General features: G+C 67.2%; 21 protein-coding genes. 7 read left to right on the top strand and 14 right to left on the bottom strand.

Going from position 1 to position 22,727, the window contains the following annotated elements; translation table 11 throughout:
* Positions 1-72: 72 nt before the first annotated feature.
* Complete coding sequence (locus tag B0W88_RS06335; protein WP_077033814.1) at positions 73-744, bottom strand: RlmE family RNA methyltransferase; 672 nt, start codon at positions 742-744, stop codon at positions 73-75.
* 21 nt (positions 745-765) lie between these two features.
* Between B0W88_RS06335 and B0W88_RS06330 the strand changes: the two genes are divergently transcribed.
* Positions 766-1,245: a YhbY family RNA-binding protein gene (locus tag B0W88_RS06330; RefSeq protein ID WP_077033813.1), complete on the top strand. Its 480-nt coding sequence runs from the start codon at positions 766-768 to the stop codon at positions 1,243-1,245.
* Between the two features lie 4 nt (positions 1,246-1,249).
* Here the strand turns inward: B0W88_RS06330 and B0W88_RS06325 are convergent, their stop codons facing one another.
* The 5 genes from B0W88_RS06325 to B0W88_RS06305 all read right to left on the bottom strand — a co-directional run bounded on the left by B0W88_RS06325 (position 1,250) and on the right by B0W88_RS06305 (position 7,304).
* Positions 1,250-1,687: a DUF4149 domain-containing protein gene (locus B0W88_RS06325; RefSeq protein ID WP_233151638.1), complete on the bottom strand. Its 438-nt coding sequence runs from the start codon at positions 1,685-1,687 to the stop codon at positions 1,250-1,252.
* Positions 1,688-1,692: 5 nt separating this feature from the next.
* Positions 1,693-2,169, bottom strand: a complete 477-nt coding sequence (greA, locus tag B0W88_RS06320) for a transcription elongation factor GreA (protein ID WP_077033812.1) — start codon at positions 2,167-2,169, stop codon at positions 1,693-1,695.
* A 91-nt stretch (positions 2,170-2,260) separates the two neighbouring features.
* The gene (gene carB / locus B0W88_RS06315) at positions 2,261-5,527 is read right to left on the bottom strand and encodes a carbamoyl-phosphate synthase large subunit (RefSeq protein WP_077033811.1); all 3,267 of its coding nucleotides are present in this window, start codon (positions 5,525-5,527) and stop codon (positions 2,261-2,263) included.
* 13 nt (positions 5,528-5,540) lie between these two features.
* Positions 5,541-6,701: a glutamine-hydrolyzing carbamoyl-phosphate synthase small subunit gene (gene carA / locus B0W88_RS06310; RefSeq protein ID WP_077033810.1), complete on the bottom strand. Its 1,161-nt coding sequence runs from the start codon at positions 6,699-6,701 to the stop codon at positions 5,541-5,543.
* A 198-nt stretch (positions 6,702-6,899) separates the two neighbouring features.
* Positions 6,900-7,304, bottom strand: a complete 405-nt coding sequence (locus B0W88_RS06305; RefSeq protein WP_077033809.1) for a heme-binding protein — start codon at positions 7,302-7,304, stop codon at positions 6,900-6,902.
* 125 nt (positions 7,305-7,429) lie between these two features.
* Between B0W88_RS06305 and B0W88_RS06300 the strand changes: the two genes are divergently transcribed.
* Positions 7,430-8,122, top strand: coding sequence for a Bax inhibitor-1 family protein (locus B0W88_RS06300; RefSeq protein WP_077033808.1), 693 nt, complete (start codon positions 7,430-7,432; stop codon positions 8,120-8,122).
* A 52-nt stretch (positions 8,123-8,174) separates the two neighbouring features.
* Here B0W88_RS06300 and rlmD read toward each other — a convergent pair whose 3' ends face one another.
* The 5 genes from rlmD to surE form a co-directional block, all read right to left on the bottom strand.
* A complete protein-coding gene (rlmD, locus tag B0W88_RS06295) occupies positions 8,175-9,536 on the bottom strand; it encodes a 23S rRNA (uracil(1939)-C(5))-methyltransferase RlmD (RefSeq protein WP_077033807.1) in 1,362 nt (453 codons plus the stop codon).
* Between the two features lie 20 nt (positions 9,537-9,556).
* On the bottom strand, positions 9,557-10,531 hold the full coding sequence (gene rpoS, locus B0W88_RS06290; protein ID WP_369973849.1) for an RNA polymerase sigma factor RpoS: 975 nt from the start codon (positions 10,529-10,531) through the stop codon (positions 9,557-9,559).
* Positions 10,532-10,609: 78 nt separating this feature from the next.
* On the bottom strand, positions 10,610-11,515 hold the full coding sequence (locus tag B0W88_RS06285) for a peptidoglycan DD-metalloendopeptidase family protein (protein WP_077033805.1): 906 nt from the start codon (positions 11,513-11,515) through the stop codon (positions 10,610-10,612).
* An 80-nt stretch (positions 11,516-11,595) separates the two neighbouring features.
* Positions 11,596-12,423 carry a protein-L-isoaspartate(D-aspartate) O-methyltransferase gene (locus tag B0W88_RS06280; RefSeq protein WP_077033804.1) on the bottom strand — a complete coding sequence of 276 codons (828 nt, stop codon included), beginning with the start codon at positions 12,421-12,423 and terminating at the stop codon, positions 11,596-11,598.
* Positions 12,420-13,169, bottom strand: a complete 750-nt coding sequence (gene surE / locus B0W88_RS06275) for a 5'/3'-nucleotidase SurE (RefSeq protein ID WP_077033803.1) — start codon at positions 13,167-13,169, stop codon at positions 12,420-12,422. Before surE ends, B0W88_RS06280 begins: the two co-directional genes overlap by 4 nt.
* 92 nt (positions 13,170-13,261) lie before the next feature.
* Here surE and B0W88_RS06270 point away from each other — a divergent pair, with 92 nt between their 5' ends.
* Both B0W88_RS06270 and B0W88_RS06265 read left to right on the top strand, forming a co-directional pair.
* Positions 13,262-14,239, top strand: a complete 978-nt coding sequence (locus tag B0W88_RS06270; protein WP_077033802.1) for an NADPH:quinone oxidoreductase family protein — start codon at positions 13,262-13,264, stop codon at positions 14,237-14,239.
* A gap of 133 nt (positions 14,240-14,372) precedes the next feature.
* Positions 14,373-15,119 carry a response regulator transcription factor gene (locus B0W88_RS06265; RefSeq protein WP_077033801.1) on the top strand — a complete coding sequence of 249 codons (747 nt, stop codon included), beginning with the start codon at positions 14,373-14,375 and terminating at the stop codon, positions 15,117-15,119.
* Between the two features lie 81 nt (positions 15,120-15,200).
* On the opposite strand, the gene B0W88_RS06260 is transcribed toward B0W88_RS06265, so the two are convergent.
* Positions 15,201-15,872: a hypothetical protein gene (locus tag B0W88_RS06260; protein WP_077033800.1), complete on the bottom strand. Its 672-nt coding sequence runs from the start codon at positions 15,870-15,872 to the stop codon at positions 15,201-15,203.
* A 158-nt stretch (positions 15,873-16,030) separates the two neighbouring features.
* On the opposite strand from B0W88_RS06260, the gene B0W88_RS06255 reads away from it, so the two are divergent.
* Together B0W88_RS06255 and B0W88_RS06250 are read left to right on the top strand one after the other, a co-directional pair.
* Positions 16,031-16,591: a YaeQ family protein gene (locus B0W88_RS06255; protein ID WP_077033799.1), complete on the top strand. Its 561-nt coding sequence runs from the start codon at positions 16,031-16,033 to the stop codon at positions 16,589-16,591.
* 41 nt (positions 16,592-16,632) lie between these two features.
* A complete protein-coding gene (locus B0W88_RS06250) occupies positions 16,633-18,672 on the top strand; it encodes a prolyl oligopeptidase family protein (RefSeq protein WP_077033831.1) in 2,040 nt (679 codons plus the stop codon).
* Positions 18,673-18,676: 4 nt separating this feature from the next.
* On the opposite strand, the gene B0W88_RS06245 is transcribed toward B0W88_RS06250, so the two are convergent.
* Entirely contained in the window at positions 18,677-20,665 is a 1,989-nt protein-coding gene (locus B0W88_RS06245) for a prolyl oligopeptidase family serine peptidase (RefSeq protein ID WP_083748617.1), read from the bottom strand.
* A gap of 48 nt (positions 20,666-20,713) precedes the next feature.
* On the opposite strand from B0W88_RS06245, the gene B0W88_RS06240 reads away from it, so the two are divergent.
* On the top strand, positions 20,714-21,565 hold the full coding sequence (locus B0W88_RS06240; protein ID WP_158080807.1) for a DUF924 family protein: 852 nt from the start codon (positions 20,714-20,716) through the stop codon (positions 21,563-21,565).
* Here the strand turns inward: B0W88_RS06240 and B0W88_RS06235 are convergent.
* On the bottom strand, positions 21,554-22,727 hold a 1,174-nt coding region (locus B0W88_RS06235), incomplete at its 5' end, for an AMP-binding protein (protein WP_077033798.1). The genes B0W88_RS06240 and B0W88_RS06235 overlap by 12 nt on opposite strands.

Below are 22,727 nucleotides of genomic sequence, written 5' to 3'. Positions count from 1 at the left end.
ACACATGGGGTTGATTCTATTGCAGTCAAGCCCCTGACCTGTTCCTGCGGTCATATCGCGGAATGCAACAGATTACCGCTTGGCCGCAACTGCCTTCAGGCCCATGCCGACAAGAAATGTTTCAGAGGAGCGATCGCGGGAGGCCTTGGGCTTGATCGCCTTGACCTTCTTGAACTGCGCCTTGAACAGATCGACCAGCTGGGAATAGCCGCTGCCGTGGAAGACCTTGGCCACCAGGGCGCCGTCCGGCTTCAGGTGCTGCTGGCTGAAATCGAGCGCCAGCTCGATCAGGTTGGCGATGCGGGCGGCGTCGACGTTCTCGATGCCGCTGAGGTTCGGGGCCATGTCGGAGACGACCACATCGACCGGCCGCCCCGCCAGCGCGCCTTCCAGTTCCTTCAAGACCGCATCCTCCTGGAAGTCACCGAGGATGAACTGCACGCCCTCGATCGGCTCGAATTCCAGCAGGTCCAGCGCGATGATCGTGCCGTTCAGTTCGCCGACACCGGCGCCCGCGGGGGCGAACTTGCGCCGCAGGTACTGGCTCCAGGCTCCGGGCGCGGCGCCCAGGTCGACGACGACCTGGCCCGGCCGCAGCAACTTCAACTCCTCGTCGATCTCCTTGAGCTTGTAGGCGGCACGGGCGCGGTAGCCCTCCTTGTGCGCCAGCTTCACATAGGGATCGTTGACATGGTCGTTGAGCCAGGCCTTGTTGACTTTCTTGCTTTTGGTCTGAACTTTCATCTTCCAACGATAATAAGGGTTATGCCTGCTATCCAACTGACCCCTGCCCAGCGCAAGGACAAGCGTGCCGACGCGCACCACCTCGACCCCGTCGTCATGGTGGGCGGCGATGGACTCACCCCGGCCGTGGTGAAGGAAATCGACAACACACTGAATGCCCATGGCCTGATCAAGGTCCGCGTGCTGTCCGACGACCGCGCTGCTCGCGAAGGCATGCTCCACATCCTGGCCGACCAGCTGAGCGCGGCACCGATCCAGCACATCGGCAAGCTGCTGGTGCTGTGGCGCCCGATTCCCGAGAAGGAAGCCGCCGAGCGCGCCGAGGACGCGATGCCCGGCCCGCGCGTGGTCAAGATCGTCAAGTTCTCCAAGAGCGGCAACCACCGTCCGCAGATGAAGAAGATCAACCTGCTGGGCAACCAGCGGATCGCCCAGGGCGGCGAGGTGAAGCGCGCCAAGAAGCGCACGACCAGCGCCAAGAAGCTGGCGCAGTCGAACTAATGCGTTAGCTGCGCGGCGGTAACGCCGTCGCGCGCCACGCCAGCGCCAGCACCAGCAGGCCCTTCACACCGTAGAAGCCCAGCGAGATCGCATGCAGCGTCAGGAACGAGACGCTGCCCTGCCCCGCCTTCGCGGCTTCCATCGCCGGCTGCAGCGCAAAGTAGCCGGCCACCGTGCAGAACAAGGCACCGGCCGGCAGCAGGAAGTTGGCCGTGAAATTCGGCCCGCCCGAATCCCGCGTCAGCCGCCGCTCGATCACCATCAGCAGCAGGCCCGCGGCCAGGCTGATGTTGGCATCCAGCGCGAACACCCGCGCCACGAAGATCCCGGCCTGAGCCCGCTCCAGCACCGCGAAGGCGCTGTTCGTCGCCACGAAGGCCACGCACAAGAGAAGGCCGCCCCACAGGGCGGCCAGCATCGTGCGAACGCGGTACAGCTTCACGCTGCTCAAACGTAGCGGACTTCGACGATCTCGTAGCGCTTGACGCCGCCAGGCGCCATGACATCCGCCACGTCGCCGGCTTCCTTGCCGATCAGCGCGCGGGCGATCGGCGAGCTGATCGAGATCTTGCCCTGCTTCAGGTCGGCCTCGTCGTCGCCGACGATCTGGTAGGTCACTTCCGAGCCGCTGGCCTCTTCTTCCAGGTCCACGGTGGCGCCGAAGATCACGCGGCCGCCGGCGTCCACGGCCGACGGGTCGATCACCTGCGCAGCCGCCAGCTTGCCTTCCAGCTCGAGGATGCGGCCTTCAATGAAGCCCTGCTTGTCCTTGGCGGCCTCGTACTCGGCGTTCTCGGACAGGTCGCCCTGGGCGCGGGCTTCGGCGATGGCCTGGATCACGGCATGTCGCTCGACCGTCTTCAGTCGATGCAGCTCTTCCTTGAGCATTTCAGCGCCGCGCTTGGTCAGTGGGATCGTGGCCATTTTCAGTAAAACCTTGGTTCAGAAAAGCAGTTCCGCCGCCGCGCCCCGGAAGAACCGGAACACGGCGGCGGAATGGGTGGTCGGGGAAAGTTTAGTTCAGTTCAGCGTGCAGTTCCTGCAGGGATTGCACCAGCAGACCGTCCTGGTGCTTCATCCCCTCGACCGCCGCTTCGCAGCCGGCCATCGTCGTGTAGTAGGTCACGCGGTTGGCCAGCGCCGATTGGCGGATGTGGCGGCTGTCGGCGATCGCGGCGCGGGTCTCGTCCACGGTCGTGAACACCAGCTGGATCTCGCCGCCCTTGAGCATGTCGACGATGTGCGGCCGGCCGTCCTTGACCTTGTTCACCACGGTCACCGGCACGCCGGCTTCCGCGATGGCCGCGGCCGTGCCCTTGGTGGCGATAACGCCGAAACCGAGCGCATGCAGGTCCTTGGCCACGGCCACGGCGCGCACCTTGTCGCTGTTCTTTACCGTGATCAGCACGTTGCCCTGGCGCGGCAGGCGCGAGCCGGCGCCGAGCTGGCTCTTCAGCATCGCTTCGCCGAAGGTCTTGGCCGCGCCCATCACCTCGCCGGTCGAACGCATCTCGGGGCTCAGGATCGGATCCACGCCCGGGAACTTGTTGAACGGGAAGACGGCTTCCTTGACGCTGAAGTACGGTGGGATCACCTCGGCCGGCACGCGGCCCTTGCGGTCCTTCTGGTCCGACAGCTTCTGGCCGGCCATGCAGCGCGCGGCGATCTTGGCCAGTTGCTGGCCGGTGGCCTTCGAGACGAAGGGCACCGTGCGCGAGGCGCGCGGGTTCACTTCCAGCACGAAGACCGTCGCCTTGTCGAGGCCGCCGGTCACGTCACCCTGGATCGCGAACTGCACGTTCATCAGGCCGACGACCTTCAGCGCCTTGGCCATCGCCGCGGTCTGGCGGCGCAGTTCGTCCTGCAGTTCCTTGGACAACGTGTACGGCGGCAGCGAGCAGGCCGAGTCGCCCGAGTGGATGCCGGCGGCTTCCACGTGCTCCATGATGCCGCCGATCATCACCGTCTCGCCGTCGCTGATGCAGTCGGCGTCGACCTCGACGGCGTCCTGCAGGAAGCGGTCCAGCAGCACCGGCGACTTGTCGGACACACGCACCGCTTCGCGCATATAGCGCTCCAGATCCTTGTCGCCGTGCACGATTTCCATCGCGCGGCCGCCCAGCACATAGCTCGGGCGCACGACCAGCGGGTAGCCGATCTCGTTGGCCAGGGCCACGGCCTGCTCTTCGGTACGCGCGGTGCGGTTCGGCGGCTGCTTCAGGCCCAGCTCGTGCAGCAGCTTCTGGAAGCGCTCGCGGTCCTCGGCGATGTCGATGGAATCGGGTGTCGTGCCGATGATGGGCACGCCGGCCTTCTCCAGGTCCAGCGCCAGCTTCAGCGGCGTCTGGCCGCCGTACTGCACGATCACGCCGACCGGCTTTTCCTTGTCGACGATCTCGAGCACGTCTTCCAGCGTCACCGGCTCGAAGTAGAGGCGATCGGACGTGTCGTAGTCGGTGGAGACGGTCTCCGGGTTGCAGTTGACCATGATGGTCTCGTAGCCGTCCTCGCGCATCGCGAGGGCCGCATGGACACAGCAGTAGTCGAACTCGATACCCTGGCCGATCCGGTTCGGGCCGCCGCCCAGCACCATGATCTTCTTGTTGCTGGTGGGCTCGGCCTCGCACTCTTCGTCATAGGTCGAGTAGAGGTAGGCGGTCTCGGTGGCGAACTCGGCGGCGCAGGTGTCTACGCGCTTGTAGACCGGGCGGACGTTCTGAGCGACGCGGGCCTTGCGAACCTCGAACTGGTTCGTTTCCAGCAGCTTGCCCAGGCGCTTGTCGGAGAAGCCCTTCTTCTTCAGCAGGCGCAGCTCGTCCGTCGACAGGCTCGCCAGCGTGCGGCCCTTCAGCGAGTTCTCGATCTTCACGAGTTCCTCGATCTGCGCGAGGAACCACGGATCGATCGCCGTCTCTTCGAAGACTTCTTCCATGCTCATGCCGACGCGGAAGGCGTCCGCCACGAACAGGATGCGCTCGGGACCGGGCTCGCCGATCTCCTGGACGATCTCTTCACGATCGGTCGAACGTTCGTCCATGCCGGAGATGCCGGTCTCCAGGCCGCGCAGCGCTTTCTGGAAGGACTCCTGGAAGCTGCGGCCCATGGCCATCACTTCGCCGACGGACTTCATCTGCGTCGTCAGGCGCGAGTCGGCCATCGGGAACTTCTCGAAGGCGAAGCGCGGAATCTTGGTGACGACGTAGTCGATCGAGGGCTCGAACGAAGCCGGGGTGATGCCGCCGGTGATGTCGTTCTTCAGCTCGTCCAGCGTGTAGCCGACAGCCAGCTTGGCGGCGATCTTGGCGATCGGGAAGCCGGTCGCCTTGGAGGCCAGTGCCGAGGAGCGCGACACGCGCGGGTTCATCTCGATGACGACCATGCGGCCGTCCTTCGGATTGATCGAGAACTGCACGTTGGAGCCGCCGGTGTCCACGCCGATCTCGCGCAGGATCGCGATCGAGGCGTTGCGCAGCAACTGGTATTCCTTGTCGGTCAGCGTCTGGGCCGGGGCGACGGTGATCGAGTCGCCGGTGTGCACGCCCATCGGGTCCAGGTTCTCGATCGAGCAGACGATGATGCAGTTGTCGGCGCGGTCGCGCACGACTTCCATCTCGTACTCTTTCCAGCCGATCAGCGACTCTTCGATCAGCAGTTCGTTCGTCGGCGAGAGGTCCAGGCCGCGCTTGCAGATCTCCTCGAACTCTTCCGGGTTGTAGGCGATGCCGCCGCCGGTGCCGCCCAGCGTGAAGCTGGGGCGGATCACCATCGGGAAGCCGGTGCTGCCGGTCTCTTCCTTGATCTTCTTCTGGACGGCCAGCGCCTCTTCCATCGAGTGGGCGATGCCCGAGCGCGCGGAACCGAGACCGATCTTGGTCATCGCGTCCTTGAACTTCAGGCGGTCCTCGGCCTTCTCGATCGCGTGCTCGTTGGCGCCGATCATCTCGACCTTGTACTTGTCGAGCACGCCGTGCTTGTGCAGGTCCAGCGCGCAGTTCAGCGCGGTCTGGCCGCCCATCGTCGGCAGGATCGCGTCGGGGCGTTCCTTGGCGATGATCTTCTCGACCACCTGCCAGGTGATCGGCTCGATATAGGTCGCGTCGGCGGTGTCCGGGTCGGTCATGATCGTCGCCGGATTGCTGTTGACGAGGATGACGCGGTAGCCCTCTTCGCGCAGCGCCTTGCAGGCCTGGGCGCCGGAATAGTCGAACTCGCAGGCCTGGCCGATGATGATCGGGCCGGCGCCGATGATGAGGATGCTCTTGATGTCGGTACGTTTTGCCATGGCGTCTGAATCCTTATGCCTTCGCCATCAGGCCGATGAAGCGGTCGAACAGGTAGGAGATGTCGTGCGGGCCGGGGCTCGCTTCCGGGTGGCCCTGGAAGCAGAAGGCCGGCTTGTCGGTGCGGGCCAGGCCCTGCAGCGTGCCGTCGAACAGGCTGATATGCGTCGGGCGCAGATTGGCCGGCAGCGTCTCGGCGTCGACCGCGAAGCCGTGGTTCTGGCTGGTGATCGACACGCGGCCGTTGTCCAGGTCCTTGACCGGGTGGTTCGCGCCGTGGTGGCCGAACTTCATCTTGAAGGTCTTCGCACCCGAAGCCAGCGCCATGATCTGGTGGCCCAGGCAGATGCCGAAGACCGGGATGCCCGATTCGATCAGCTGCGTGGTGGCCTTGATCGCGTAGTCGCAGGGCTCCGGGTCGCCGGGGCCGTTGGACAGGAAAACGCCGTCCGGCTCCAGGTCGAACACGGCGGACGCGGGAGTCTGCGCCGGCACCACCGTGATGCGGCAGCCACGCTCGGCCAGCATGCGCAGGATGTTGCTCTTGACGCCGAAGTCGTAGGCGACGACGTGGAACTTCGGCGCGGTCTGCTCGCCATAGCCGCTGCCGAGCTTCCACTCGGTCTGCGTCCAGGCTTGCTGCTCGGTGCGGCTGACGACCTTGGCGAGGTCCAGGCCGGCCATGCTCGGGGCCGCTTTGGCTTTCGCAATCGCATCGGCGATATGAGCTTCCGTCACGGCCTCGCCGGCGGCCAGCGCCAGGATGCAGCCGTTCTGCGCGCCGGTCGTGCGCAGCACGCGCGTCAGGCGGCGCGTGTCGATGTCGGCGATGGCGACCGTCCCCTCGTCGCGCAGGTACTGCTGCAGCGTGCGGGTCTTGCGGAAGTTGGAGTCGAGAAGCGGCGCTTCCTTGATGATCAGGCCAGCGGCAAAGACCTTCGACGCCTCGACATCTTCCTCGTTGACGCCGTAGTTGCCGATGTGCGGATACGTCAGCGTGACGATCTGCCGGCAGTAGCTCGGGTCCGTGAGGATTTCTTGATAGCCGGTCAGCGAGGTGTTGAACACCACTTCGCCGACGGTGTGACCGGCAGCGCCGATCGAGGTGCCTTGGAAGATCGTGCCGTCTGCCAGGGCAAGGATCGCTTTGGGTTTGTTGAGCAGATCAGGCAGCACGGGGAGGAACTCCGGTTTGTGCGCGCCCAGCTCTGCTCGGGCACCGGGGCTCGTCAGTCGGCGACGGGCCTGGTACGAGCCTGAATCCGGTGGTGGAAACGGGTCGAGTTTCGCTGGGGGCGGGTGGTTGGGGGTAAACCCATCAAGTATAGCCGATCAGGGTTACCCCGAACCACGCGACCCCACCGAAATAGTCGGTTAGTTCAGCGCAGCGATGCCGGCCTTGCCGATCTGCACATCCTCGGTCGACTTGACGCCGGAGACGCCCACGGCGCCGACCACATGGCCGTCAACGGTGATGGGCACACCGCCCTCCAGCAGGCCTTGCAGGCCGGGTGCGCTCAGGAAGGAGACGCGACCCTGGTTGATCATCTCTTCGTACAGGCGCGACTCGCGGCGGCCCAAAGCGGCGGTCTGCGCCTTGGCGGGCGCGATCTGCGCGGAGATCGGGGCGGCGCCGTCCAGGCGCTGCAGCCACAGCAGGTGGCCGCCATCGTCGACGATGGCGATGCTGACGGCCCACTTGTTGGCGATGGCTTCGGCCTCGGCGGCGGCGGCGATCTTCTTGACGTCGTTAAGGCTGAGGTAAGGCTTCTGATTCATGGCTTGATATCCTTTTGGGAAGCCTCACTTTAGCGGCATCCCCACAGGGAATTCCTGCTGGAAATCGCAATTCTGCCCAGCGTGCGCTGCTAGAGTGATGCCCAGTGAGACGAAAGGAGTTTTCCATGTTTGACCAAGTGCAAGACCAATACGGCCGCACCGTGGCCTTTGCGGGCGACCGCAACAAGGTGCTGCGCAACACCTACTGGCTGCTCGCGCTGTCGATGATCCCGACGGTGCTGGGCGCCTGGATCGGCGTCACCACCGGCGTGATCGCGGCGATGGGCTTCGGCGCCAGCACGATCCTGTTCTTCGTCGGCGCCTTCGGCCTGATGTTCGTCATCGAGCGCACCAAGAACAGCAGCACCGGCGTCGTCGCCCTGCTCGGCTTCACCTTCTTCATGGGCCTGATGCTGTCGCAGTTGCTGGCGCTGACGCTGCGCTCGTACAGCAACGGCGCGCAGCTGATCATGATGGCCTTCGGCGGCACGGCGGCGATCTTCTTCGCCATGGCCTCGCTCGCCACGGTGATCAAGCGCGACCTGTCCGGCATGGGCAAGTTCCTGTTCGTCGGCGCGGTGATCCTGATGGTCATCGGCATCGTGAACATCTTCATGCAGTCCTCCGCGATGATGCTGGCGACCATGGCGATGGCGATGGTGATCTTCTCGGCCTTCATGCTGTACGACGTCAAGCGCGTCATCGACGGCGGCGAGACGAACTACATCTCGGCCACGCTGCACATCTACCTGGACCTGTACAACGTGTTCCAGAGCCTGCTGTCGCTGCTGGGCATCTTTGGCGGCGATCGTCGCTAAGATCCGCTAACGCCCAAAGCAAACGGGGTCCTCGCGGACCCCGTTTTCATTTTCAGTCTCGCTCGAAGACCGCGATGCTCTCGACATGCGAGGTATGCGGGAACATGTTCACCGCACTCGCCTTCGTGCAGCGGTAGCCCGCCACATTGACCAGCAGCCCCGCGTCGCGCGCCAGCGTGGCCGGGTTGCAGGAGACGTAGACGATCCGCTTCGGCGGCGTCCAGCCCGGCGCCAGCGACGGATCCTGCACCGCATCGGCCACCGCCTTGGCCAGTGCGAAGGCGCCGTCCCGCGGCGGATCCACCAGCCACTTCTCGGCCACGCCGTCCAGCGCGAGCTGCGCCGGCGTCATCTCGAACAGGTTGCGGGCGACGAAGCTCGTGTTCGCATCCAGCCCGTTGCGCTTCGCGTTCTCGCGCGAGCGCTGCACGAGGGTCTCGCTGCCCTCGATGCCCAGCACTTCGCGCGCCTTCGTCGCCAGCGGCAGCGTGAAGTTGCCGAGGCCGCAGAACCAGTCGATCACGCGCTCGCTCTTCTGCACGTCCAGCAGCCGCAGCGCGCGGCCCACCAGCACCGTGTTGATGTGCGGATTGACCTGCGTGAAGTCGGTCGGCTTGAAAGGCATCACGACGCCGAACTCGGGCAGCGCGTAGGACAGCTCGGGGCCGCCTTCGTCCAGCAGGTGCACCGTGTCCGGCCCCTTGGGCTGCAACCACCATTGCACCGCCGGATGCTCGGCGGCGAAGTCGCGCAGCCGCTGCTTGTCGGCCGCGCCCAGCGGGTTCAGGTGCCGCACCACCAGCGCGATCACCTGGTCGCCCATCGCCAGTTCGATCTGCGGCAGGCGGTCGCGTTCGTCCATCGCCATGATCAGCGCGCGCAGCGGCAGCAGCAGGTCGCTGACCGCCTGCGGCACGACCTTGCAGACTTCCATGTCGGCCACATAGCGGCTCTTGCGCTCGTGGAAGCCGATCAGCACCTTGTCCTTCTTGGGCACGTAGCGCACCGAGAAGCGCGCGCGGTAGCGGTAGCCCCAGGCCGGGCCTTCGATCGGGCGCATCAGCGTCTCGGCCTTGACCTTGCCGAGGTGCCAGAGGTTGTCCTCGACGACGCGCTGCTTGACGGCCACCTGGGCGCCGGTATGCAGGTGCTGCATCTTGCAGCCGCCACAGGCACCGGCATGCAGGCCGAAATGCGGACAGGCGGGATGCGACACGCGCTGCGAACTCTCGCGGCGCAGCGCCGTCAGCGCGCCCTGCTCCCAGTTGTTCTTCTTGCGGCCGACGGTGATCTGGACTTCTTCGCCGGGCAGCGCGCCCTCGATGAAAACGACCTTGCCTTCTGAATTGCGGGCGATGCCCTGGGCGTCCAGGTCGAGCGCATCGACCTTCAGCCATTCCGAAACTTGACTCATGCCGGGGATTATCCCCGGGCTCAGAAGATGGAATCCCGATCGACCCCGTGCCGCATCATGTTGCGCTTGAGCTTGGCCAGTGCCTCGATCTGGATCTGGCGGATGCGCTCGCGCGTCAGGCCCAGGCGAATCGCCAGCACGTCCAGGGTCTCGGGCTCGCGATCGGACAGGCCGTAGCGCCCCGCCAGCACCTCGCGCTCGCGCTCGTTGAGCCCGGCCAGGCCATGGTCCAGCAGTTGCTCGATTTCATGCGACAGCCGCAGCCCCAGCGGGTCGACCGCCTGCTCGTCGGCCACCAGGTCCATCATCGACTCGCCGCCCTCGGTGTTGCGGTCCACCGGCGCATCGAGCGAACTCGGCACTTCGGCAAAGGCCAGCAGCTCCGACACTTCCTCCAGCGGACGACCCAGGGCGGACGCGATGTCTTCGGCGCGAACGACACTTTCCGCGCCGCGCTGCCCCTGCAGCGCCTCCAGCGCGCGCCGCGCCTTCAGCACCTGGTTCAGCTCGCGCACGATATGCACCGGCAGCCGCACCAGCCGCGCCTGGTGCATCAGCGCGCGCTCGATGCTCTGGCGGATCCACCAGCTCGCATAGGTCGAGAAACGGAAGCCGCGCTCGGGCTCGAACTTGCCGATCGCGTGCATCAGGCCGAGGTTGCCCTCCTCGATCAGGTCGCTCATCGGCAGGCCACGGCCGAGGTAGTTCTTGGCGATGCTGACGACCAGGCGAAGGTTGTGCTCGATCATCGCCTGGCGCGCCTCGAAGCTGCCGGCGCGGGCGCGCTGGGCCGTCTCGTATTCCTGATCGGGCGTCAGCAGCGGGGTGCGGCGGATGTCGCGCAGGTAGGCCTGCAGCGCATTGCCCACCTCGACCTCGCCCTGCTCGATCGCGCCATTGCGAAGCACGCCCTCGTCTTCATCGGCACCTTCCTCGGCAACCGGCGGCGGCGCCTCGCCGTTGGTCGATCCGATCAGGGCCGCGAGCGGCGGCAATGCAGGAGCATCGGTTTTGTCGGGCGCAGCACGTTTCATGACATGAAGTGGCTGAGCCCATCCAGCGCAAGATTCGGGCTATCGAGCGGGCAGCAGCTTGGCCGGGTCGATCGGCTTGCCCTGCTTGCGCACCTCGAAGTGCAGCATGACCTGATCGGCGTCGCTGGAACCCATCTCGGCAATCTTCTGGCCCTTGCGCACCGCCTGGTCCTCCTTGACCAGCAGGGTCTGGTTGTGCGCGTAGGCGGTGAGGTAGTTGTTGTTGTGCTTGATGATGACCATGTTGCCGTAACCACGCAAGCCGGAGCCCGCATACATCACTCGGCCATCGGCGGCGGCCAGCACCGGCTCGCCGGCCTTGCCGTTGAAGTCCAGGCCCTTGTTGCGCTGGTCATCGAAGCCGGCACTGACCGCGCCGGCGACCGGCCAGCCCCAGGCGGGCTCGTCATCGCCGCCGGTGTCGCGCGGAGCCGGGGCGGCAGCGACCGCCGGAGCCGGCGTGCTGGCTGCGGCCACCGGTGCCGAGGCGGCGCCGGCCACCGGCTTGCTGTCCAGCGGACGGGACTCCACCTTGCCGCTGGTGATCGGCCGCGTGGCCACTGCGGTCGGGTCCACGCCGGGCGCCACGACGCGCAGCACCTGGCCCACCTCGATCAGGTTGGGCTTGTCCAGCCCGTTCCACTTGACCAGGTCGCGCCAGTTCTGGCCGTTGTCCAGGGCGATGCGGATCAGCGTGTCGCCGGGCTTGACTGTGTAGTAGCCGGGCTTGCCGGCGTTCTCCGCGCCGGGCAGCGGCTTGGTATCGCTGGGGGCGCTGGCCGCCGATGCCGGGCCGGACGGCGGCGCGGGACGGGTGCCGTTGCTGCCCAGCGCACGGTCCTCCACCGGTGCCGCGCGGCGCGGCGTGACGGAGCAGGCCGAAAGGCCGGCGGCCACGACGAGGGCCAGAAGAACCTGGAGGGAACGTTGGGAGGTCTTTTGCATGCGTCGCTTGTGAATCTGTGGGCGCACCACCGGGTGCGGGGTTGGCGCGGACTGTCGAGCGGTGAGCAAGCCCGTGGGCCTCACATCACGCCTGATTTTAGAGGGACGAACAGCACCGCCTCATGCTCGCTGCGCACGAAGCGGCTCTGGCCGCGCTCCAGCAGGTGGTCGACCACGACCAGCACCTGGCCGCGGCCGCCCGGCGCTGCCATCGGCGCCACCAGGCGCCCGCCGGGCGCCAGTTGCGCGAGCCAGGCCGGCGGGATGTCGTCGCCCCCCGCTGCCGCGATGATGCTGTCGTAGGGCGCGGCCGGCGCGTGGCCCACGCGCCCGTCGCCGTACACCAGGCGCACACGCGTGCCGCGCAGGGCTGCCAGGTTGGCGCGGGCCTTGTCGTGCAGCGGCTTCAGGCGCTCGATCGAGACGACCTCGCGCGCCAGCAGCGCCAGCACGGCGGCCTGGTAGCCGCAGCCGGTGCCGATCTCCAGCACCTTGCCGAGCCGCCCGCTGGCGGCCGCGGTCGAGCCGGCGAACAGCATCGCGATCATGCGGCCGACCACCGAGGGCTTGGAGATCGTCTGCCCATGGCCGATCGGCAGGCTGGTGTCCTCGTAGGCCTGGATGGCCAGCGCGCTGTCCACGAAATCGTGGCGTGGCACCGAGGCCAGCGCCTGCAGCACACGCTCGTCGGCCAGGCCCTCGGCCTGCAGGCGCTGCACCATGCGGCGGCGCACCTTGTCGGAGTCCAGGCCCAGGCCGGCAGGCGACTGCTGGCGGGCCGCGTCGGCGGCCGCCTCGCGCAGGTGGCGTTGCGGCATCAGCACCTCGCGGGGCTTCGCGGCAGCGGGCGAAGCCAGCTTGTCCAGGCCCAACGGAAACCGTCGAGGCTTGGCGTTACTTTCACTCATCCCTGCAGGCCCAGCCGCGCGCGCCATGCCGGCATGCCGGCGTGGTCGGTCAGGTCCACCTGCAGGGGCGTGATCGAGACCTGCCCGTTGGACGTGGCATGGAAATCGGTGCCCTCGCCGGCCTCGCGGGCATCGCCGGCCGGGCCGATCCAGTAGATCGTCTCGCCGCGCGGGCTCTTCTGGCGGATCACCGCCTCGCTGGCATGGCGCCGGCCCAGCCGCGTGATGCGCCGCGGGAGGCTGGCGGCATCGGCGCGGTTGGGGATGTTGACGTTCAGCAGGAAGGGATGGGCCAGGCCGCCGGCAATCACCTGCTCGACGATCTGGCGCGCCGCGGCGGCGGCAGCCTCCAGTTCGCCCCAGCCCTTCTCGGCCTGCGAGAAGGCGATCGACGGAATGCCGAACAGATAGCCCTCGGTGGCCGCAGCGACGGTGCCGGAGTACAGCGTGTCGTCGCCCATGTTGGCGCCGTTGTTGATGCCGGAGAGCACCAGGTCGGGCTTGTAGTCCAGCAGGCCGGTCAGCGCCACATGGACCGAGTCCGAGGGCGTACCGTTGACATAGCGGAAGCCGTTGGCCGCCGTGTAGACCGACAGCGGCCGGCTCAGCGTGAGCGAGTTGGAGGTACCGCTGGCGTTTTGCTCGGGCGCGATCACGTCGATCTCACCGAGGCCTTCGCACGCCTTCACCAGGGCATGGAGCCCCGGCGCCAGGTACCCATCATCATTGGCGATCAGTATGCGCATGGGCTCATTGTAGGCACCGCGTCACCTGGGCGACCGATACCCAAACCAGCGCTGCCTATGATCCCGCGCAAACCCCTCAAGGAGACGAAACAATGCAAGCCTGGCTCTGCGAAAACCCCGTCGGCGTCGAGGCGCTGGTCTGGAAGGAACTGCCCACGCCCGAGCCTGCCGCCGGCCAGATCCGCGTGGCCATCAAGGCCGCGAGCCTGAACTTCCCGGACCTGCTGATCATCCAGAACAAGTACCAGATGAAGCCGCCGCTGCCCTTCGTGCCGGGCACCGAGTTCGCCGGCGTCGTCGATGCGATCGGCGAAGGCGTCAAGGGGCTGAAGGTCGGCGATGCGGTGGCGGCCTTCGGCGGCACCGGCGGCTTCGGCACCCACGCCTGCATTCCCGCGGCGCTGGCCATGCCGCTGCCACCCGGCTTCCCGTTCGAGGATGCCTCGGCCTTCATCTGCACCTATGCCACCAGCCACCATGCGCTGATCGACCGGGCCGCCCTGCAGCCGGGCGAGACGGTGCTGGTGCTGGGCGCGGCCGGCGGTGTCGGCACCGCGGCGATCCAGATTGCCAAGGCCGCGGGCGCCCGCGTGATCGCCGCCGCTTCGTCGGACGCCAAGTGCGCGCGCTGCATCGAGCTCGGCGCCGATGCCTCGATCAACTACAGCACCGGCAACTTCCGCGAGGAGCTGAAGGCGCTGACCGAGGGCAAGGGCCCGGACGTGATCTACGACCCGGTCGGTGGCGACCTCGCCGAGCCGGCCTTCCGCTCGATCGCCTGGCGCGGCCGCTACCTGGTGATCGGCTTCGCCCAGGGCCAGATCCCGGCGCTGCCGCTGAACCTGGCGCTGCTCAAGGGCGCCTCGCTGGTGGGCGTCTTCTGGGGCGAATTCGCGCGCCGCGAGCCCCGCCGCAATGCCGAGATGCTGGGGCAACTGGCCCAGTGGTATGCGCAGGGCAAGGTCAAGCCGGTGCTCGATGCCGTGCTGCCGATGGAGCAGTTGCCGAAGGCCTTCGAGCGCATGGCGAGCAGGCAGGTCGTGGGCAAGCTGGTATTGAGCAATCCCTAGTATTTAAGGGGATTGCAGCCCGCCGCGCCCTCCGCCACACGGCTGGGGGGCGCTGTGCATATGTCACGCGGTTTGTAAGGCTTTGTGGGCTAGGATTGACTCACTTCGCTCACTCCGGATCGCAGAGCACACCATGGCAGTCAAAGTACTCATCATCGAAGACAACCCGGTCGCCCGCAGTTTTCTGTGCCGGGTCGTTCGCGAGAGTTTCAGCGACGCGATGGACATCACCGAAGCCGGCGATCTCGAGACCGCCCGCCGCCATGTGGCCCGCCTGGCCGAGACCGGCCCGGAAGGCATCTTCAAGCTGATGCTGGTGGACCTGGAACTGCCTGACGGCAACGGCATGGAGTTCCTCGGCGAAGTGGCCGGCACGCCGGCCACCAAGATCGTCACCACGCTCTACTCCGACGACGACCACCTGTTCCCCGCGCTGCAGTGCGGCGCCGACGGCTACCTGCTGAAGGAAGACCGTTTCGAGGTGCTCGTGGAAGAGTTGCAGCGCATCGTGCGCGGCCAGCCGCCGCTCTCGCCGGCCATCGCGCGCCGTCTGCTCTCGCACTTCCGCCCCGGCTCCACCGGCGACAGCGGCCCGATGCCGCTGCAGTCCGGCTTCGGCAGCCTGCAGTCCAACGCGCAGTTCGCGCCCGGCCGCAGCGGCGTGGTGCTCGACCCGCCGCCCGAGTGGGAACGCCTGACGCCGCGCGAGAACGAGGTGCTGACCTATCTCAGCAAGGGCTTCACGATCAAGGAGATCGCGAACCTGATGGGCATCAAGTGGTTCACGGTGAACGACCACATCAAGTCGATCTACAAGAAGTTGAACGTGAGCAGCCGCGCCGAAGCCGCGGTGCTGGCGAGCAAGCAGGGGCTGGTCTGACGATCGTCACGCGGCGCGCAGCAGCCACAAAGAACAAAGGGGCCTCGCGGCCCCTTTGTCATTCTCAAGCTCCGAAGCGGCTTACTGCTTGCCGGCCGCGGCGCGTTCCTTCTTGATCGCGATCTCGTCGGCTTCCTCGAAGGTCTTGTTGCTGCACTCGGTCTTCCAGGCGTTGATCTTGTCCGAGTGTTCCTCGGTGCGATCGTCCATTTCCTTGAACAGCGCTTCCAGGGCCGGGATGCGGGCGTTGAAGGCCTCGCGACGGGCGTTCATCGCGTTGTTGGCCTCGCTGACCTGCTTGGCCGTGGCGTCGAAGGCGGCGGCGCGGGTCTGGTATTCCTTCTTCTTGGCTTCGAGCTCGTCCTTGGGCAGCTTGGAGCCGTTGGCGGTCAGGTCGGCGCCGAACTTCTCGATGGCGGTGCGCTCTTCCTTGGCTGCGGCGAGCTGGGCGGCGTTGGCCTCTTCCTGCTTCTGCATGTCCGCCTTTTCCTGCTTCAGCGCGGCGCTGTCAGCCTTGTACTTGTCCTGCAGGCCCTTGATCTTGTCGGCTTCGACGTTGTTGGCATCACTGCGGTCCATGCAGCTGCGCAGCTGGTCACGGGTCAGCTGCGGCTTCGGCTTGGCCTTCTCGACGACGGGCTTGCTGACCTTGTTGTTCTTCGGGTCGACCTTGGCGTTCGGGTTGACCGTCGTCTGCGCCATGGCAGGCAGCAGGACGGCGGCAGCAGCGAGGGAGATCAGGAGTCGTTTCATGGCGATGCGTGATATCAACAAGCCTCCGCGACGGGCGGCGGCGAAGGGTCGAATGATGCCACGGTCGACCGAAACCTCCAGAAACGACCAGTAAGCCGGCCCGATGCCGGCCCGATAATTGCCCGCTTTGCCAGCCCCCGTCCGGAGTCCGCCGCCCCATGGCCATCAAAGCCACCATCCACAAAGCCCTGCTGCAGATCGCCGACATGGACCGCAACGTCTACGGCGAACATAACCTCACCATTGCACGGCATCCGTCGGAGACCGACGAGCGGATGATGATCCGCATCCTCGCCTTTGCGCTGAACGCGCCGGCCGACGACACCCACAGCAAGCTGGAGCTGACCAAGGGCCTGTCCGACGTCGACGAACCCGACCTCTGGGAGCGCGACCTGACCGGCGAGGTCGTCCACTGGATCGACCTCGGCCAGCCCGATGACCGCCGCCTGCAGAAGGCCCACGGGCGCTCCGGCCGCGTCAGCGTCTATGCCTATGCGTCCAGCACGCCGGTCTGGTGGGAGGGCATCGCCGGCAAGCTGACCCGCGTGCCGCGCCTGGCCGTCTGGCAGATTCCCGCCGAGCAGTCGCAGGCGCTGGCTGCGCTGGCCGAGCGCAGCATGCAGCTGCAGGTGACCGTGCAGGACGGCGGCATCTACGTCTCGACCTCGCAGGCCTCCGTCGAAATCCACCCGCACGCCTTGAAGGAAGCCCAAGCGTGAAGTCGCTGCTCGCCACCCTGTTGCTGTCCTGCGGAGTCGCCATGGCCCAAGAAGATCCCAATCTCTGGCTCGAGGACGTGCAGGGCGAGCGAGCGCTCGCCTGGGTGCGCGAGCACAACACCGTCAGCGAGCGGGCGCTGAAAGGCCCGGCCTATGAGGGACTGCGCGCCGACCTGCTGAAGGTGCTGAACGCGCGCGACCGCATTCCCGGCGTCAGCCGCCTCGGCCCCTGGTTCTACAACCTCTGGCAGGACGAGCAGCACAAGCGCGGCCTGTGGCGCCGCGCGACGCTGGCCGAGTACGCCAAGCCCGAGCCGGCCTGGGAGACGGTGCTGGACCTGGACGCACTCGGCGCCGCCGAGAACGAGAGCTGGGTCTTCCACGGCGCCAGTTGCCTGGGCCCGACCTACAAGCGCTGCCTGGTCTACCTGTCCCGCGGCGGCTCGGATGCCCATGTGGCACGCGAGTTCGACACCGAGGCCAAGGCCTTCGTCGCCGGCGGCTTTGCGCTGCCCGAGGCCAAGTCGCGCGCCGAGTGGCGCGACGCCGACCACCTCTACGTCGGCACCGACTTCGGCCCCGGCTCGCTGACCGATTCGGGCTACCCTCGCGTCGTCAAGCTGTGGACCCGCGGCACGCCGCTGGCCGAGGCGAAGACGGTGTTCGAAGGCGAGGCCAAGGACGTCTCGGTCAGCGTTCAGGTCGACCGCACGCCGGGGTTCGAGCACACGATCTTCTCCCGCGCACTGGACTTCTATCGCCAGACCCGCTTCCTGCTCGGCGCCGACGGCAAGCTCAGCGCACTGGACCTGCCCGACGACCTGCAGGAGCAGTTCTGGAACGGCCGCCTGCTGCTGCACCCGCGCAGCGACTGGTCAGTCGGGAAGCAGCGTTATGCGGCCGGTTCGCTGCTGCTCGCCGACGCCGCCGCCTGGCTGCGCGGCGAACGCAAGCTCACGATCCTGTTCAAGCCGACCAAGACCCGCTCGCTCGCCGGCTGGACGGTGACCCACGAGCAGGTGATCCTGAACATCAGCGAGAACGTGGCCAGCAGGCTGGAGGAATGGAGCTTCGCCGCCGTCAAGCCGACGCACCGCAAGATCGAGGCGCCCTTCCCCGGCACGCTGAGCGTGGCGGGCCTGTACGACAGCGAACTCGCCAAGGACGAACTGGCCGATCGCTACTGGGTCCACTACGCCGACTTCCTGACCCCGGACACCCTCTACCTCGCCAAGGCCGGCACCGATGCGCGCGAACCCTACAAGTCGCGCCAGCCGCAGTTCGATGCCACAGGCATGAAGGTGCAGCAGCTGTTCGCCGCATCGAAGGACGGCACCCGCGTGCCCTACTTCGTGATCTGGCCCAAGGGCGCCCGAGCCGACGGCGCCAACCCGACCCTGCTCTACGGCTACGGCGGCTTCGAGGTCTCGATGGCGCCGGCCTACTCGGGCGGCCGCGGCCTGGCCTGGTATGGCCGCGGCGGCGTGCTGGTCATCGCCAACATCCGCGGCGGCGGCGAGTTCGGGCCGGGCTGGCACCAGGCGGCCGTCAAGGCCCACAAGCAGCGCAGCTACGACGACTTCATCGCCGTGGCGCAGGACCTCATCAAGCGCCGCATCAGCTCGCCGAAGCACCTGGGCATCATGGGCGGCAGCAACGGCGGGCTGCTCGTCGGCGCCACGATGCTGCAGCGACCGGAGCTCTTCAACGCCGTCGTCTGCCAGGTGCCGCTGCTGGACATGAAGCGCTATCACAAGCTGCTGGCCGGCGCCTCCTGGATGGCCGAGTACGGTGACCCGGACGTGCCCGCCGAATGGGCGTGGATCTCGAAGTACAGCCCCTACCAGAACGTCAAGCCGGGCATGAAGACGCCCAAGGTGCTGTTCACCACCTCGACCCGCGACGACCGCGTCCATCCCGGCCACGCCCGCAAGATGGCCGCGCTGATGGAGAGCCAGGGCCACCCGCTGCTGTACTGGGAGAACATCGAAGGCGGCCACGGCGGCGCGGCCGACAACGAGCAGCGCGCGACGATGCAGGCGCTGGAGTATTCCTTCCTCTGGCAGCAGCTCGGCAGGTAAGGAGTTACTTCAGCAGCGTCTGCTGCATGAAGAGGATCGTCGAATAGAACTGGTAATCCTGGTTCTCCTTGCGCGCAAAGCCATGGCCCTCGTTGGCGGCGCGCAGGTACCAGACCGGCGTGCCGTTCTCGCGCACCTTGGCCACGATCTGCTCGGCCTCGGTGTAGGGCACGCGCGGATCGTTGCGGCCCTGCACGACGAACAGCGGCTTCCTGATCTTCGACGCGTTGGTCAGCGGCGAGATCTTCTCGAGGAAATCGCGCATCGCCGGCTCGCGCTCGTCACCGTACTCGACGCGGCGCAGGTCGCGACGGTAGCTCTCCGTGTTCTTCAGGAAGGTGAGGAAGTGCGAGATGCCCACCACGTCCAGCGCGCTGGCGATGCGGTCGGAGTAGTGCGTGGCCACGGCCAGCGTCATGTAGCCGCCGTAGGAGCCGCCGGTGACCATCACGCGCGAGGCGTCCAGCCCCGGCTGGGTGGCGATCCAGTCCAGCAGCGCGCCGATGTCCTTGACCGAGTCCTCGCGCTTGAAGCCGTCGTCCAGCGAGATGAAGGTCTTGCCGAAGCCGCTGGAGCCGCGCACGTTCGGCTGGATCAGCGCCACGCCCATCTCCTGCGTGAAGTAGCGGTTGCGGCCGAGGAAGCCGACGCCGGCCTGGCCCTCGGGCCCGCCGTGGATGCTGATCAGCACCGGGCGCTTGCCCGGGAAGCGGTCGGCCGGCGGCAGCGTCAGCAGGCCCGAGATCGAGCGGCCGTCGAAGCTCTTCCAGCGCACGATCTGCTGCTCGGCGAACTTCGCGGTGTCGATGCCCTCCGGCACATAGGGCTGGGTCCAGGGCTGCAGCTTGCCCTTGGCGTCGAGCGTGAACAGCTGGCTGGGGCCCTGCGCGCCGTTGACGGCGAAGGCCAGTTCACCGCGCTGGCGGTCGAAGCGCACCGTCGTCACGCTGCCGGCCGGCAGCCCGGCCGGCACCGGTTGTTCCTTCAGCGTGCGGCCGTCGAGGAAGTGCAGCTCGCGCCGGCCATCGGCATTGGCGACGAGGACCAGCCGGCTGCCATCCTCGGTCAGCGTGGCGTCCTCGATGTCCCACGGGATGTGGGCCGTGACCCGATCCAGCTTGCCGCTCGCCAGGTCCAGGCGCGCCAGTTCCTGGAACTCGCCGAAGCGGTCGGTGACCACCAGCAGGGACTTGCCGTCGGCGCTGAAGTCGACGCCCGCGTAGCTGGCCTTGCTGCTGCCCTTGTCGTCGGCGGCGGGCAGCAACTGGCGGCGCTCGCCGGTGGCGAGGTCCATCAGCCACAGGCGCGAATCGGTGGCGGAGATGTACTGGATCAGCGCGGCCTGGCGGTCATCGCGAGACACCGCGGTCAGCCCCCAGCCGCCGCCGGGCAGCTCGGCCAGGCGCTTGCGCTCGGCCGGCTTGTCCGGGTCCATCAGCCAGAAGCTCGTGTTGATCTCGGCGCGCGAGCCGCCGCTGGCGGTGCGGTCGATCGGCACGCTGGTGTAGATCATGCGGGCGCTGCCGTGCAGCCAGCCGCCGAACTCGTTGCGCTGGTCCGCGTCGGTCAGCAGCACCGGCTTGTCCTTGCCCTGCAGGCGGTAGAGCTGGCTCACCTCGTTGCCGCCGCTGGCGCGCTGGAAGACGATGTAGCGGCCGGCGAGCGGCTCGTAGCTGGCCTGGCTGATCGGGTCGCTGTCCTCGGTCAGCGGCTCCAGCTCGCCCATCGGCGAGGCCAGGCGATAGATCTGCGCGGTGTTGGCGCCCTTCTGCCGGTGGCTCACCAGCATCTCGCGCTTGCCCGGATGCCAGGCCGCGAAGCCGTGGCCGCGAAAGTCGTTATAACGCTCGACCGACTTCGCCAGCGCCAGGCTCACGGCCGGGATACCCTCCGCGTAGAGATTGGCATTCGGCTGGAAGATGAGGTCGTCAGCGGCACGGGCATTGCCGAGCAGGGTGGCGACGGCGAACAGCAGCAGGGCGGTCTTTTTCATCCGCGGATTCTGGAACAGCGCAGGGCGCCCTCGGCATAGGAGCAAACCATGAAGGACACATTGACGATCGCGCACGATGAGGCGCGCGGCGAGTTCACCGCTGAACTTGACGGTTATCCGCTCGACGTGAGCTATGTGCGCCAGGGAGAGCGCCTGGTCTTCACCCACACCGGCACGCATCCTGCGCTGCGCGGGCGGGGGCTGGCGGGGCAGATGGTCGAGCACGCCTTGCACTGGGCCGCGCCGCTGGCGCTGCAGGTGGTGCCGGCCTGCAGCTATGTGCAGGTCCACATGGCACGGCACCGGCGCTGGCAGCGGCTGCTGGAGCCGGCGGCGGTGCAGCAGGTGCTGAACTTCTGGTTCGGCGCCGTAGGCAGCGCGGACGACGGCCAGATCCGCCGCCAATGGTTCGTCAAGGACGAGGCCTTCGACGAGGAGATCCGCCGGCGCTTCGGCGCACTGATCGAGAAGTCACTGGACGGTGAATTGCACGACTGGCTGGTCAGGCCGCAGGGCAAGCTCGCCGCCATCCTGGTGCTGGACCAGTTCACCCGCAATGCCTTCCGCGGGCAGGCCCGGTCCTTCGCGGGCGACCCGCAGGCGCTGACGATCGCGCTGGAGTTGCTGCACAGCGGCGTGGAGCTGGCGCCGCTGGAGCGCTGGTTCGCGCTGATGCCGCTGGAACACGCCGAGGATCTCGCCGTGCAGGACCGCAGCGTGCACGAGTTCGAGGCGCTGGCCGCCAGTGATGCGCGGCTCAAGGACGCGCTGGACTATGCCCGCCGCCACCGCGAGGTCATCGTGCGCTTCGGCCGCTACCCGCACCGCAACGCGATCCTCGGCCGCGAGTCCACGCCCGAGGAAATCGAGTTCCTGAAGCAGCCCGGCTCAGGCTTTTGAGGACGACGTCTCTTCCTTCTCCTGCAGCAGCCGCCACATCACCTTGCCCGAGCCGGACTTGGGCAGGCTGTCGGCGAACTCCACCAGCTTGGGCACCTTGTACGCCGCCATGTGCTCCTTCGCCCAGGCGGTGATGTCCTCGGCGCTGGTCTTGCCCTTGGCCTCGGCGCGCAGCACGACGACGGCCTTCACCGTCTCGCCGCGGTAGGCGTCCTTGGCCGCGATGATGCAGGCCTCCTGCACCGCCGGATGCTTGTACAGCAGCATCTCCACTTCCGAGGGCCAGACCTTGAAGCCGCTGGCGTTGATCATCCGCTTGAGCCGGTCGGTGATGAAGAAGTAGCCCTCCTCGTCCATGCGGCCCAGGTCGCCGGTGCGGAAGAAGCGCTTGCCGTCCAGTTCGATGAAGGCCGCCTCGGTGGCATCCGGCTGCTGCCAGTAGCCCTTGAACACCATGGGCCCGTGGGTGACGATCTCACCCACCTCGCCGATCGGCATCTCCTCCAGCGTGACCGGGTCGACGATGCGCGAATCGACGCCGTAGATCGGGATGCCCAGGCACTGCAGCTTGGCCCGCTCGGGCGGGTTGCCGTGCGAAGGCGCGGCGGTTTCGGTCAGGCCGTAGCCCTCGCAGAAGGTCAGGCCGTACTCGGCCTTCAGCCGCTCGGCCACCGCATGCGGCATCGCCGCGCCGCCGCCGTTGAGGTTCTTCAGCCGGCCCAGGTCGAAGCTCTTGAAGTTGGGGCTGCCGAAGAGGTCGATGATCATCGTCGGGATGCAGGTCCAGTGCGTGATGCCGTGGCGCGAGATCGCGTTGCCGGCCAGCTCGCGATCCCAGCGCGGCAGGATCACGATGGTCATGCCCAGGTAGATCGAGCCCAGCACGCCGTAGAGCATGCCGGTGATGTGGAACATCGGCACCACCGACAGGCCCACCGATTCCGCGCCCGCATGCCCCCACTGGCCGCCGCCGACGGTGTTGGACATCAGCGTCGCGTTGGTGTGGATGCAGCCCTTGGGCAGGCCGGTGGTACCCGAGGTGTAGGGCAGCAGGGCCATGTCATCGGGGCCGGCGGTGTGCGGGCCGGGCTGGTGGCCGGCGGACAGCGCATCGGCCCAGCGCACCGCGCCGGCGGGCAGCGGCGGGTCGGCGGTCACCCAC

The organism is Pelomonas sp. KK5, assembly GCF_001984095.1.
In the GTDB taxonomy this organism is placed as follows: domain Bacteria; phylum Pseudomonadota; class Gammaproteobacteria; order Burkholderiales; family Burkholderiaceae_C; genus KK5.
This window is presented reverse-complemented; position numbering and strand designations above follow the sequence as displayed.